The following is a 14,704-nucleotide window of genomic DNA, read 5'->3' on the forward strand; positions in this document are numbered from 1 at the left end:
CATGTACAAAAATGAGTGGTGTTAACTACGTAAATAGAAGAATAAAAGGAGTACGTACTATTAGCTGTCTAAGTAGAAATTATGTTCTGAAATTTCTTTTTTAAGTAATTCAATATTAGAAATACCTACTCTTTTGCCTTTGGTAATCAATAGGCCTTCTTTTTTAAGAATAGAGAACATTCTTATGACTTGTTCTTCTGTAGTACCGGCATAATCCGCGTACTCTCGTCTACTTAATAAAAGGGAAGAAAATCCGTTGGTTTGCCCAAACTTACGATTGATATATAATAAAGTATCAATGACCCGTTCTCTAACCGTCATTTGAGATAGCGATTTTACTCGGATTTCACTGCGATTAAGTTCGTTCGCATAAAACAACATGAAATCATATGTTAGGGTAGGTGTTTCTCTTAATGTTTGCTGTAATACTTCTTTTGAAAAATAGCAGAGTGTACAATCTACCAAAGCAATAGCACTTATGGGGTAGGTTTCTTCTGTGCCAAAACCTCTATGCCCAATAATTTCACCCGGAGTTGCAAAGCGAACAATTTGTTCTTTACCATGAAGACCAGTTCTTAATACTTTGACCTTGCCACTTAGCAGAAAAAATAGTCCGGTAACAGAAGCACCTTCCATGATAAACTGCTGCCCTTTTTTACATTTTATTTCTTTTCTTGCTTGTACTAATTCGTCAATATTAGAAGAATGAATATTCTTTTGAATTAGGCATTTCTTATTGGTACAAATACCACAGGCACTATCAAGTAGTTCCGAATTATTGGAAGAGAACTTTGATATGTTTGTTGTGCCTGTACGCATAGTTAATCTTATTTATATAGTACTTGGAGATAAATCAATTACAGGCTTGTTAACTGTACTCAATTCTTCTTTCACCTGTTTTTCATCTTCTGCCGAGAATTTGATTGCCAAGGTTGTCAATGCGGTAACAATTACAAAGCCACCAATAATAAAGTAACCGCTAGAAACTGCTCCTGATGCAGCTGCAGATTGTGCCGCCTTCATAGCCTCTTCTCCTAAATTAGCATTCGCCGCTAATGCTTTGGTTTCTGCCAATGCTGATTTAGACTTCAATAAAAGTGCCGCTAAAAAGGCACCTACATTACCACCTGCACCTACAATACCAGATATGGAACCAATTGCTTTTTTGTTTATAAATGGTACTACCGAGAAAGTTGCACCTTCTGCCATTTGTACCGTAACACTAAAAGCAATTAAGAATATAATACCCATTGTAAAACTTGTAGCTAAAGAAAATGTTGAAAGCATAATACCTTCAAGTGCTAGTATTATGGTCAAGAAAAGAACCCTGCCACGTAATCCTTTTAATCTACCAAAACGATCACCGAAAAAGCCGCCTAAGGTTCGGGCAAAAATATTCATGAGTGCAAATGAAAGAACCAAATTACCTGCTGTAGACCTTGTTAGTCCGAATGTGTTTTGCAAGTAATCATCCATAGTACCATAAACGGTAAGTTCCATACCGAAAGATGCTGCGTATACAATGAAAAGAATCCACACTCTATAATCTTTTAATACACTTATAAATGATTCTTCATCTTTTTTAAGCTTCGGCATTTTGCCAGCTTCTTTCAATTCTTTAAAATTGCCTTCGGGAGTATCTTGCGTAAAAAAGTAATACACAACACCCATTAACATCGCAATTACACCAGCAATGATCATTGAATATCGCCAAGCAATTTCATCTGCAACTCCAAAACTTACTACTGCAGCAGCAATTAATGGCATACCAAGACGATTGGCACCACCACCTAAATTTCCCCATCCTGCTGAAGTAGCATTGGCAGTACCAACAATATTAGGGGCGAACATAATTGAAGTGTGAAACTGAGTAATTACAAACGATGCACCAATAAACCCTATGAACAATCTACATATTAAGAATTGCGTAGGTGTTTGAACAAATCCTATCAATATTACAGGTATGGCCCCTAAAATCAACAAATAGGTATAACACAATCTAGGGCCATATTTATCACAAAGCTTACCAATCAATAGTCTAGCGAAAACAGTTCCCGTAACCGCTAATATTATAGAATTCCATTTTTGATCGGGAGTCAAACCTAAATCCTTAACTACATCTGGCATAAATGGTACAATACCAAACCAAGCAAAGAAGCATATAAAGAATGCTATTGATGTAATCCAAAAAGTACGTATTGGCATACTTTTCAAATCAGTTAACTTTAAGGTTGTGGATTTTTTAGATTGATTTTCCATAATAGTAAAGGTTTCGTTTATAACTCAGTACAAACCTAAACTATTTAATACGTAATTATACGTAGTTTTAAATAATTTGACCATTTACTACGTATAATTACACAATTTTAATTATTGCGACCGGTCCATTATCACATTCGGAATTTCAATAAGACGAAAATCAGTTATTCGGAATTTCAGATTTAAAACAAGAAGTTGTTTTGTAAAATTGCTACGTAGAAAGTAGTATTTAAAGGAAGAGATATGCTTTAAATAGCATCATGCAATATACGCTGTACTTCTTCTTCAAAGAAAGATGGATGATCGGCTACTACATCACCTATTACTATAATTCCATGCATATTTGTATCTATGGATGATTGGTGTTGATGAATACTATCTAAGGTAGCCACAACGCAGCTTTCATTTTCTGTGGTTCCGTTTTGAATTACGGCAACGGGCGTCATTCTACCCCTGTATTTACTAACCTCATCTACTATGTTACTTAGCTTTTTTATCCCCATTAATATGACCATTGTGGTAGATGATTTTGCTGCATATTGCAAATCTTGTGAAATTGTACCATCTTTTTTAGTAGCGGTCATTACCCAAAAACTACTGCTTACCCCTCTTTTGGTCATAGGTATTCCTTGACTAGATGGTACGGCAATTGAACTTGAAATACCGGGTATAATACTTACAGGTATACCAAATGCTTCTACATATTCTATCTCTTCATTTGCCCTGCCAAAAACAAATGGATCTCCGCCTTTTAAACGGACTACATGTCCAAACTCAAATGCGTATTTTACTATAAGTTCATTGATTTCATCTTGAGTATGGGAGTGTTTTCCACATCTTTTTCCTGTATATATTTTAGGTATATCGGTACGTAGTTCAGATAATAGTTCATCACTAATTAATGCATCGTATAATATAACATCAGCTTCGTTCAATACCTTTAAACCCCTTACTGTTATTAGGTCTTTAGCTCCAGGACCTGCTCCTACTAAACTTACTTTTGCCGTTTTCTCTAATTCCATCTTCATAGTATTTAGCTTTATTAATTATCGATTCAACAACAAGAATACGTATTTTTTCTGATATAAATATAGAATATATACGTATTTATACGTAATATTGCTCTGTAGCTAAATAAGTAAGCGTATGAAAACTATACTAGTTGTCGGTAATGGAATGGTAGGATACAAATTTTGTGAGAAGTTTGTAGCTAAAGAAGAAAGCAAACAATTTAAACTTATTGTTTTTGGAGAAGAGCCCAGACCTGCATATGATAGAGTTCACCTAAGTGAATTTTTTGAAAACCAAGATGCTAAAGCTCTAGAAATGGCTCCGGCAGAATGGTACGCAGAAAATGGGATAGAATTAATTGTAGATGAACGCGTTGCCGACATCAATAGAACTAATAAAACCATAACCACAGCCAAAGACAGAGCGTTTTCTTATGACTATCTGGTTTTAGCAACAGGATCATCTGCTTTTGTACCTCCTATTAAAGGTGTTGAAAAAGAAGGTGTTTTTGTATATAGAACTATTGAAGATTTAGAAGGCATGTTGGCGTACGCCGCTAAAATAAAGGCAAAGAACCCAAATGCAAAAGCTGCTGTTTTAGGTGGCGGACTTCTAGGATTAGAGGCTGGTAAAGCGGTCATGGATATGGGCTTAGAACCACACATAGTAGAGTTCGCACCAAAATTAATGCCGAGACAGTTAGACTCTAGAAGTAGTCAAGTACTACAATTGAAACTAGAATCTATTGGTTTAAACATACACCTAAGTAAAGCTACCAATCAAATTCTTGGAGATGATGGATACATTACAGGAATGGAGTTTGGAGAAGATGATGTTTTAGATGTTGAAATATTAGTAGTCTCTGCAGGTATTCGCCCAAGAGATGAGCTAGGCAGAAGTTCTGGATTAGAAGTTGGTGTTCGTGGCGGTATTGTTGTCGATAACAAAATGCAAACATCTGACAGTAATATATATGCTATAGGCGAAATTGCTCTTTACAATCAAATGATATATGGATTAGTTGCCCCTGGATACGATATGGCAGGTGTGGCAGTAGACCAAATTATTGGTAAAACAGAAACACTAATGCCCGAAGAGATAGACATGTCGACCAAACTAAAGTTAATTGGGGTTGATGTTGCTAGTTTTGGCGAGCCTTTTATGCCTGCAGCAAAAGGACACTCTATAATTTTTGAAAATAAAACACAGCACCTTTATAAAAGAATAAATGTAAGCCTTGATGGCAAAACCTTATTAGGTGGTATTCTAGTTGGTGATGCATCAGATTATAGCATGCTGCACCAAATATTTTTAAACGGAATGGCTATTCCTGAAGATGCTTCTCAATTAATTCTACCTGCAAGCGAAGGTGGTGGTTCTTTTGGTGATGTTATGGATTTACCAGATGAAGCACAAATATGTTCTTGTGAAAATGTTACAAAAGGACAAATTTGCGGTACTATTGAGAGTGGTGAATCTAAAGACCTTGCCGATGTGGTTAGTTGTACTAAAGCAGGTACTGGTTGTGGTGGCTGTAAACCCATGGTAAAAGACCTTACAGAGGCTACTCTAAAATCATTAGGTATAGAAGTTAAAGATTCAATTTGCGAGCACTTTGATTTAAACAGACAAGACCTATATAAAATCATTCAAGTAAAAGGCTATAAAACTTTTAATGATGTTCTTGATAATCACGGAAACGGTGGTCATGGCTGCGAATTATGTAAACCGGTTGTTGCTTCTTTGATGGCTAGTATTAATGCAGATACTGCTAATAAAGAGTATGCCATACAAGATTCTAATGATAGATTCTTAGCAAACATTCAGCGTAATGGAACGTATTCTGTTGTTCCTCGTGTACCAGGTGGAGAAATTACACCAGATAAGTTAATTGCACTAGGAGAAATTGCTAAGAAATATGATTTATATACCAAAGTAACTGGTGGTGTTCGTATTGATTTATTTGGTGCTACCTTAAACCAATTGCCATTAATTTGGAAAGATTTAATAGACCAGGGTTTTGAAAGCGGGCATGCCTACGGAAAATCTTTACGTACAGTAAAAACTTGTGTGGGTTCTACTTGGTGTCGTTACGGTATGGCTGAAAGTGTAAGTTTTGGTATTGAATTGGAGAATAGATATAGAGGAATACGTGCTCCACATAAAATTAAAGGTGGTGTTTCTGGCTGTATTCGTGAATGTGCCGAAGCTCGTGGAAAAGATTTTGGTTTAATTGCCGTAGAAGGTGGTTGGAACCTATACCTTGGCGGTAATGGTGGCGCTACACCAAGACATGCCGAATTATTTGCAGAACAAATAGATAATGAAACCGTAATTAAATACATTGACCGTTACCTAATGTTATACATGCGTACTGCAAAACCTTTACAAAGAACGGCAGCATGGCAAGAACGTTTAGAAGGTGGACTTAATTACTTAAAAGAAGTAATTATAGATGATAAATTAGGTATTGCAGAAGACTTAGAAAATGAAATGCAAACACTAGTTAATAAGTTTGAGTGTGAATGGACACAAGCTATTAACGATCCAGAAATGATGAAGCGTTTTAATCATTTTGTAAATAGTGAAGAAGAAGATGACAACTTAGTTTTTGTTCCATTAAGAGAACAAAAAATGCCAGAAAAATGGGTCTAACTACGTTTTAAACAACGAATTTCTAAAATTTAAAAAATGACTATAATTTCAGATAAATATAAGACCGTAAAACCAGAGGAAGTAACCGTTTGGTTTAAAGCAGCACCAGTTACTGCGTTTCCAAAAGATGGAGGCGCTTGTGTAAAATATAAAGACCTACAAATTGCTGTATTTAATTTTGAACGACTAAATACTTGGTACGCTTGCCAAAACCTTTCTCCTGAAAAACAAGAAATGGTTTTAAGCAGAGGTATGATTGGTGACCATAAGGGTATACCAATGGTAGCCTGTCCATTACACAAAAAGACATTTTCATTGGAAAATGGTGAAAATTTAAATAGTGATTTGGACCCTATCGCCATTTACCCGGTAAAAATAGAGTCGGACTTTGTGTATGTTGGCTTTTCTGAATAGCTTTGAGTAAATAATTGACTTATGGCGACGACAGATAAATTACTGGTAGCATTTCAACATTTTGACGAAGCCAACAAGCAAGATCCAAATACCGAAGTTTTTGAAGGTACTACCTACCCCAAAGAAGTGCTTTATGGTATTAGAATGACAGAACGCCTAAACGAATTTGACCCAACTGCTTCTGAAGCTTTACGCCTTACCGCAAGATGCCAACATATCTGTAGATGGGAAATACCTCGAGAGTCTTATGAAATGAACCGCGAGGGATATCTAAGATGGCGACAGGAATTAAAGAAATTTCATGCCAAGAAAGCTGCGTCTATATTAGAAAATGTTGGTTATGATGATGAAACCATTGACAATGTCAAATTTCTTTTAGAGAAAAAACAGCTAAAGAAAAACGAAGAAACACAATCTTTAGAAGATGTTATCTGTTTAGTATTCTTAGAGTTCTATTTTGAACCTTTTGCACATAAGCATCCTGAAGATAAGACAATAGACATCCTTCAAAAAACATGGAAAAAAATGTCAAAAAAAGGTCAAGATGCCGCTTTAAAACTACCACTCTCTAAATTCTCTTTAGCTTTGATTACCAAGGCACTACAGGGGTAACCGTAAATTACAATTTCTTTATGGCCAATAACGAGCACAATATACCATTGGACACGGCTACGTTTATACGTATACGTAAGTGGTATTTGTTGGCATTGGCTGCCATTGCGCTTACAGTTATTATTGCCCAAGTGCTGATTCAATTGCACCTAAAAGCACAATCTGGCGATTCTGAACTTATTAATGTAGCGGGTAGACAACGTGCCTTTAGCCAAAAACTGGTGAAAGAAACCTTGCTACTAAAAAATAGTAACGACCCTACAGATAAAAAATTAATATTATCTGAAATTGAGAAAACACTAAGCGTTTGGAAAGTTTCGCACGACGGACTTCATTTAGGCGATGCATCATTTAACCTTCCTTACGAAGATGACCCCAAAGTACAGTCGCTTTTTAAAGAATTAGAGCCGCACCATTCTGCCATGGTCACAGCTGTTGAAAATATTCTTGCAACTCACGAGCAAAATATCAACGCCAATGTTCAGGAAAATGACCTTAATGCATTGTTGAATAATGAGCGTCCGTTTTTAAGTATTATGGATCAAATTGTTAATGAGTATGATGCCCGTAGTAATGAACAACTTCAGAAACTAAAACGAAAAGAATATTGGTTGTTGGCATTCTCTTTATTGATTTTGCTGTTAGAAATCTTCGTAATTTTTAGACCGTTATCCATCCAAATTAAAAATACCATTGGTCATTTAATGGGTAAAGATGAGGAGTCAAAGGGTCAGCTAGATAAAATTCAGAGCTTATATAATGAAAAGGAACGCTCTCTTAAAGAACTGCAAGAACTGAATTTCGTAATTGATAACGCAGCCCTTTTTGCAAGTATTCGAAAAGATGGCACCATCGTATTTATTAGTAAGAAATTCTTAGACTTATTAGGGCACGATACGGCACCTGTAAACAAACCTATTTCAGAAATACTCACTATTGAAGAAGGGCAGCAATCGTACCTTAAAGAGGTGCTGAAAATCAATAGAAAAAATGTAATGCGAAATGAAGAGCTGCAAGTGGTAACCACAAAAGGCGCTACTATTTGGTTAGATATGTCTATCGTACCCATGCATCAATCTACTTTAGAGCAAGACATTCTTATTCTATGCTCAGACATTACAGAGCGAAAAGAAAATCAGCTTAAAGTTCAACAATTGACCAAGCAGAATTTTGAAGAACGCATGCAACAAAAGAAGGTGCAGGCAAGCCAAATTGTAGAGAGCCAAGAAGAAGAACGCAAACGTATTGCCAAAGATATTCATGATGGTATTGGACAAATGCTTACCGCTCTTAAATTTAATATTGAATCTATTGATATTGAAAATACTGCTAAAACAGGAGAGAAAATCGCCTATCTAAAAGCATTAACCTCAGACCTAATTAAGGGTGTTAGAACAGCGACTTTTAATCTTACTCCGCCAGAATTAAGCGATCATGGTATATTTCCTGCAATTCATAAAATGACCACTGAGCTTTCTAAATTGACCGGCACAAATATCTTGTTTAAAAACAAAACAGATGATAATATTAGATTCGACTCTTTGGCAGAAACCAATATTTATCGCGTTACCCAAGAAGCGGTAAACAATGCCATTAAATATGCAGAGGCTAATTACATTTTGGTTACTTTAAATTACTCCTATCCTATTTTGAGCGTGGTGATCGATGATGATGGCAAAGGTTTTGACGATAGTATTCTTGGTCAATTACCAAAAAATAATAGTGAAGGCGGTATGGGTCTGTTTTTTATGAAAGAACGTATCGACTATATTAACGGCAGACTTTTTATAAACTCTGAAATTGGGAAGGGAACGCGAGTGACTATCAATTACAAAACAGAAGAAAACAAAACATTACATGGAACGGAATGAGCTTTACCCCGTATTTTTAAAAGTATCTAACCTACATATTTTAATTGTTGGCGGTGGCAATGTTGCGCTAGAAAAATTGACTTTCTTGTTAAAGTCAAGTCCTAATGCGCAGGTAGAAATGGTTGCACCTATGTTCCGTGATGAAACCATTGCACTTGCCAATAAATTCAATATAAAAATGAATATGGCAAATTACGATGTTTCTTATTTGAAAGGGAAACACATCGCTATTGCTACCACAGATAATGTACCTGTAAATGAGCAGGTATATCATGACTGTAGAGAACGGCAAATATTAGTAAACGTAGCCGATAACCCACCTTATTGCGATTTCTACATGGGCGGTATTGTTACAAAAGGAAATGTAAAAGTAGCGATTTCTACTAATGGAAAATCACCCACCACTGCCAAAAGATTACGTCAGTTTTTTGAAGACGTAATACCTGAAAATATAGATGACCTCGTCAAAAACCTCAACGAATTTAGAAAGACCATAAAAGGTGATTTCGAAGAAAAAGTCGAGACTTTAAATGAGTTTACCAAAGGGTTGGTGAATAAGAAAGAGGAGTAAAATTATGCGCTGTTTTTTGCGCTATCCTCTTTAGATTCTCTTTAGAAAAGGACTTTAAATTTATAGGTATGAAAGTCCTAACTTTAATCAGATGAAAATTTTAATCGTAGAAGATGAGATTGCCCTTTTACAAGCCATCGCCAATTATTTGGAAAAAGATGGTAATGTATGTGAAACAGCATCTACCTATGAAGATGCCCTTTATAAAACTGACCTCTATGAATATGACCTTTTAGTGCTTGATATTAATTTAATTACCGGTAGCGGCTTAGACATTCTTCAGTTCTTAAAAAAAGAAAAAAAAGAGACGGCGACTATTATTATTTCTGCAAACAACTCATTAGATGATAAACTTAAAGGACTTGATTTGGGTGCAGACGATTACTTGACCAAACCTTTTCATTTAGCCGAACTCAATTCTAGAATTAAAGCTGTTCTTCGAAGAGGTAAATTTGGAGGTTCTGAACGATTGAAGTTTAATGAAATATCAATAGATACCAGAGCGAAAGTTGCCTATATCAATAATCAGACTATGGCACTTACACGAAAAGAATATGACTTACTTTTATTCTTCATTACAAATAAAGGTCGCGTACTTTCTAAAGAAATAATCGCAGAACATTTATGGGGCGACCATAGCGATATGCTCGATAATTACGATTTTATATATGTGCATATTAATAACCTACGCAAAAAATTGACCGATGCAGGTGCTAAATATATTAAAACGGCATATGGCAGTGGTTATAAATTTATAGAAGATTAATGAATGGGCGAGCAATCAAAAAAAATAGGGTTATTACATAAAACTTCGAAAACATTTCTATCGGTAAGCCTGGTATTAATGGTTATTAGTACAATAGTACTTTTTTTTTACGTTCGTAATCTTTTACAAAATGAAATAGAAGAAGAGCTGCGTTCTACCGAAGCGAGAATAGAAAGTTCCATTTCTAACTATAGCCAAATGTATCAGCTGCCACCCATGGTTGAAGTTACAGAGGTTTCTACCTTAGGTGTTGAGCATTTAAAAGACACTCTAATATTCGATCCATCTCAGAACGAAATGGAAGATTTTCGAGAGCTAATTACCTATTCAAAAATCAATGATCATAATTATCAGATTACTGTGCGTACACTTATTGTTGAGTCTGAAGATATTTTGATCGCCGTAATCGTTTCTTACTTAATTGTCATCTTTTCTGTATTTGTCTTTCTCTTTTACTTAAACAAATCTAGAACACAAAAACTATGGAGTCCCTTTTTTAAGAACTTAGAACAAATGAAAAAATTTTCATTGACTTCAGAGATTCCTATTTCTTTAGAAGACAGTACAATTTTAGAATTTTCAGAGCTTAATACAGAAATTACCACCTTAACCGATAAAGTACGCTCAGACTATAAAAACCTGAAGCAGTTTACAGAAAACGTATCTCACGAATTACAAACCCCGTTGGCAATAATTCAGGCTAAAATAGATACCATTATAAATGGTGAAGAACTTAATGAGTTTCAGTTTGAGCAGTTATCGTCTATTCAAAATGACATTCAGCGGCTTAAACAACTAAACAAAAGACTTGGGCTACTTTCAAAAATAGAGAATTACCAGTTTCAAAACCTTACTGCGTGTTACTTAAACGCTATTCTAAAACATAGAATTGAAAACTTAGCAGATCTCTATTCCGTAACTATCATATTTAAAAACAATGAAGATGTTATTCTTATGATGGATGCCTATTTAGCGGAAGTTCTATGCGATAATTTGCTGTCTAACGCAATTAAACATGCAACCCCTAAAACCCCAATTACCGTAGTATTGGATAAAAATTCATTGACATTAGAAAATAATGGTACCAAGGCTATTTTGAAACCAGAGCTATTATTTCAGCGCTTTTACAAAGAATCTGAACATATAAAATCAACTGGGTTGGGCTTGGCAATCGTTAAAAAAATATGTGATCTTTATAATTTTACACCATCCTACAGCTACAAAAACGAAACACACTTTTTCACCATTTCATTTGTAAATTAATAATCATCTTAAAGGTATCTTTAGATTCTACACGTATCATTGCACACAAAAGTTGATCTCATGAAAAAGATTTTATCCGTAGTACTACTCCTTTGCTTCTTTATACCTGGCTTTTCTCAAAATTCGGTAACTGTAACAGGGCAATTAAGTGATGGTGTTACACAAGAAACGTTACCCTTTGCCAATGTAACCGTACAGAGTGCTGTAGATAATTCGATGATTACAGGTGCTATTACAGATGAAAATGGGCTATTCGAAATTTTAGGATTGCCAACAGGTAAATACAGTTTAGTCTTCTCTTTTATAGGCTATGAATCTGTAACCAAACCTTTGATCGCTGGCGGTCTAAATAGCATTTTTAATCTTGGGCAAATTTTACTGCAACCAAGCGCCGAGCAACTTGCCGAAGTACAGGTTATAGGTCAAGAGGCCTCTACCAATAGCGACCTCAACAAAAAATCTTTTAATCTTGATAATAACATCGCGCAAGCAGGCGGCTCGGTTTTAGATGCCATGAAAACAATGCCAGGGGTTACATTTGATCAAGATGGGAAAGTAGTTTTAAGGGGTAGCGATAAGGTAGTTGTTCTTATAGATGGTAAACAAAGTAGCTTAACCGGCTTTGGTAACCAAAAAGGCTTGTCGAACATACCGGCTTCAAATATTGAAAAAATTGAAATCATCAATAACCCATCGGCAAAATATGACGCCAATGGTTTTGCCGGTATCGTCAATATTATCTACAAAAAGGAAACTCAAAACGGACTTAACGGTGATGTTGGTTTGTCTTTTGGGTTGGGTGCCTTAGGCAAGCGAATACCCGATACGCCTACAGATTTAGGAAGTTTTTCGGTAAACCCGAAACTTATACCAAGTATAAACCTTAATTATAGAAAGGGTAAACTAAACTACTTTTTACAGTCAGAATTTATTGTTCAAGAAGCCCTGCCAAATAACGAGTTTACTACAAGAAACTATGATGATGGGCGCAACGTTATTTCGCAGGTACCAGAAAATAGAAAGCAATTTCGCTCTATCATAAATGGTGGTATCGACTATAATTTAGATGATAAGAATAGCTTTACATTTTCAGGGCTATACGACAGAGAGCGACATATAGACACTTCGCAAGTAGCATTTATAGATTTAAATACCAATAGTAGAAACCGATTTTACACTTGGGAAGAAGAAGAAGTTACTAGATATATAAATGCCGCTATCAACTACAAACATTCATTTGAGCAACCTGGGCATAACCTAAGTGCCAATGCACAATACACCCAAGGTTTAGAAGATGAAACATATTCTTTGAACGACAGCTCTGCAGTTCGTATCGGTAGAGATAAAACCAATATTAGAGCAATTGAAAACACTACTAGCTTAGCCACCGATTATGTAAAACCATTGAGTAACGGTAGACTAGAACTTGGCGCAAAACTTCGTATTCGGAGGCTACCTGTAGATTATACCATAACCCCTGGCAATGAATCTATAATTTACCCAGGTTTAGGTACTTTCTCTGACTGGGGAGAAAACCTTTATGCCGGTTATGTAAATTACCTTCTAGAGAAAGAATTCTACGATATTGAAGCAGGATTACGTGCCGAACAGACCGATGTTTTTTATGATCTAGACCCCGCGAACACCTATTACCCAAATAATGATGCCTATGATTATTTTGAGCTTTTCCCCAGTGCGCGTTTTACCTTTAAGCTAAACGAAAACAATAAAATATCTGCTTTTTATAATCGCCGTATCGATAGACCGGGCGAGCCAGAATTACGGGTGTTTCCAAAATATGACGATCCAGAACTTCTAAAAGTGGGCAACCCCTATTTACGCCCTCAATTTACCGATGCTTTTGAAGTTGCCCATAAATACTCTTGGTCTAATGGATCTTTATTTTCTGCCGTGTACCATCGAATTATTCAAGATCAGTACATGCGTATTTTTAGTATCGATGATTCTGACCCCAATTACGATATCGTAAATCGAATTTATCAAAATACGGGTAGGGCGACGAATACAGGTTTAGAGCTATTATTGAGTCAAGATCTTACTGAAAACTGGAGTCTTTCTAGTACGGTAAACTGGTACTCGAATGCCATAGACCAATACGAAGGTACTGTGCTTTTCCCTTTCGTTAGACCGTTTGTGATTGAAGAATCTACCGCCAATGCTTGGAACGCTAAACTGTCTTCTGAGCTTAACTTACCGAGCGACTATACTTTTCAAGTAACAGGCGTTTACTATTCTGATAAAAACATTCCGCAAGGTAAAGAGCTTTCTCGCTACTCTGTAGACTTAGGGGTTAAGAAAAGTCTTTGGAACAAAAAGGCAGAACTTACCTTCTCTGCTACCGACATTTTCAACCGATTTGGTATTCGACAAGAAGTTACCAATGCCGGTTTTACTGCTATCTACCAAAATTATTTCGAGACCCAACTTTTTAGATTGGGCCTGAAATATAAAATTTAATATCTAGCCTTATGAACTCCCTAAATAAGGTCGCCCAGGTTACCCTGTTATTTTGGTTAATGAAAATTGTCGCTACCACTCTCGGCGAAACTTTAGGTGATTTTATTGCACAAACGTTGGGCTTAGGTTATACGGTCGGTATTTTAATAACCCTAACTTTTTTCGGTATCGCCCTTATCATTCAGTTGACCCGAAAAAAATACATACCGGTGTGGTTTTGGTTGGTAATTATTGCCACCACAACATTAGGTACCGAAATATCAGATTTTATTGATCGCAGCCTTAACCTAGGTTATACATGGGGGAGTCTTTTATTGTTTCTAGGTCTGTTGACCACGTTATTCTTATGGAATAAAAAATATCATCATCTGGTGGTATTTCCAATTCTAGATCGCAATACCGAAATTTATTACTGGATCGCTATTTTATTCTCAAATAGTCTCGGTACCGCATTCGGCGATTATTTGAGTGATGTAATAGGGTTAAGTTATTTGAGCGGAGCCTTCGTCACTGCAAGTATCATAGTACTCGTCGTATTACTACATTACTTTACAAAGATTAACGAAATCATCCTTTTTTGGATCGCCTTTATTTTTACTAGACCTTTCGGCGCTACATTTGGCGATTTTTTGACCAAACCGATAGTAAAAGGAGGGCTCGATTTAGGGACATTGAATGCATCGATCGTGTCTATAATTTTAATGGTGATCTTAATTGGTATTTCTCATCGATTAGAAAATGCAAAATTGAATGGAAAACAATAAATACCAAAGACCACTATTCATTCAATGTATTTAATATCTT

12 protein-coding genes are annotated in these 14,704 nt (G+C 35.9%); 9 read left to right on the forward strand and 3 right to left on the reverse strand.

Going from position 1 to position 14,704, the window contains the following annotated elements:
* Nucleotides 1-60 precede the first annotated feature (60 nt).
* From CLV90_RS01365 to cobA, 3 genes are all read right to left on the reverse strand, one after another.
* On the reverse strand, nt 61-819 hold the full coding sequence (locus tag CLV90_RS01365; RefSeq protein WP_133685733.1) for a Crp/Fnr family transcriptional regulator: 759 nt from the start codon (nt 817-819) through the stop codon (nt 61-63).
* A gap of 12 nt (nt 820-831) precedes the next feature.
* Nucleotides 832-2,259, reverse strand: a complete 1,428-nt coding sequence (locus tag CLV90_RS01370; RefSeq protein WP_133685734.1) for an MFS transporter — start codon at nt 2,257-2,259, stop codon at nt 832-834.
* Nucleotides 2,260-2,507: 248 nt separating this feature from the next.
* Nucleotides 2,508-3,281: a uroporphyrinogen-III C-methyltransferase gene (gene cobA / locus CLV90_RS01375; RefSeq protein ID WP_243835239.1), complete on the reverse strand. Its 774-nt coding sequence runs from the start codon at nt 3,279-3,281 to the stop codon at nt 2,508-2,510.
* A 124-nt stretch (nt 3,282-3,405) separates the two neighbouring features.
* Here cobA and nirB point away from each other — a divergent pair, with 124 nt between their 5' ends.
* The 9 genes from nirB to CLV90_RS01420 all read left to right on the forward strand — a co-directional run bounded on the left by nirB (nt 3,406) and on the right by CLV90_RS01420 (nt 14,664).
* Nucleotides 3,406-5,925, forward strand: coding sequence for a nitrite reductase large subunit NirB (nirB, locus tag CLV90_RS01380; RefSeq protein ID WP_133685736.1), 2,520 nt, complete (start codon nt 3,406-3,408; stop codon nt 5,923-5,925).
* 36 nt (nt 5,926-5,961) lie between these two features.
* Entirely contained in the window at nt 5,962-6,339 is a 378-nt protein-coding gene (nirD, locus tag CLV90_RS01385) for a nitrite reductase small subunit NirD (protein WP_133685737.1), read from the forward strand.
* A 21-nt stretch (nt 6,340-6,360) separates the two neighbouring features.
* On the forward strand, nt 6,361-6,951 hold the full coding sequence (locus tag CLV90_RS01390; protein ID WP_133685738.1) for a DUF4202 domain-containing protein: 591 nt from the start codon (nt 6,361-6,363) through the stop codon (nt 6,949-6,951).
* Nucleotides 6,952-6,971: 20 nt separating this feature from the next.
* A complete protein-coding gene (locus tag CLV90_RS01395; RefSeq protein ID WP_133685739.1) occupies nt 6,972-8,822 on the forward strand; it encodes an ATP-binding protein in 1,851 nt (616 codons plus the stop codon).
* The gene (locus CLV90_RS01400; protein WP_133685740.1) at nt 8,809-9,393 is read left to right on the forward strand and encodes a precorrin-2 dehydrogenase/sirohydrochlorin ferrochelatase family protein; all 585 of its coding nucleotides are present in this window, start codon (nt 8,809-8,811) and stop codon (nt 9,391-9,393) included. Before CLV90_RS01395 ends, CLV90_RS01400 begins: the two co-directional genes overlap by 14 nt.
* A 91-nt stretch (nt 9,394-9,484) precedes the next feature.
* The gene (locus tag CLV90_RS01405; protein WP_133685741.1) at nt 9,485-10,159 is read left to right on the forward strand and encodes a response regulator transcription factor; all 675 of its coding nucleotides are present in this window, start codon (nt 9,485-9,487) and stop codon (nt 10,157-10,159) included.
* Between the two features lie 3 nt (nt 10,160-10,162).
* Nucleotides 10,163-11,422 carry a sensor histidine kinase gene (locus CLV90_RS01410; protein ID WP_133685742.1) on the forward strand — a complete coding sequence of 420 codons (1,260 nt, stop codon included), beginning with the start codon at nt 10,163-10,165 and terminating at the stop codon, nt 11,420-11,422.
* A gap of 60 nt (nt 11,423-11,482) precedes the next feature.
* On the forward strand, nt 11,483-13,900 hold the full coding sequence (locus tag CLV90_RS01415; protein ID WP_133685743.1) for an outer membrane beta-barrel family protein: 2,418 nt from the start codon (nt 11,483-11,485) through the stop codon (nt 13,898-13,900).
* Nucleotides 13,901-13,911: 11 nt separating this feature from the next.
* Nucleotides 13,912-14,664: a COG4705 family protein gene (locus CLV90_RS01420; RefSeq protein WP_133685744.1), complete on the forward strand. Its 753-nt coding sequence runs from the start codon at nt 13,912-13,914 to the stop codon at nt 14,662-14,664.
* The last annotated feature ends 40 nt before the right edge of the window (nt 14,665-14,704 follow it).

This window comes from Maribacter spongiicola (assembly GCF_004364165.1).
Lineage (GTDB): Bacteria > Bacteroidota > Bacteroidia > Flavobacteriales > Flavobacteriaceae > Maribacter > Maribacter spongiicola.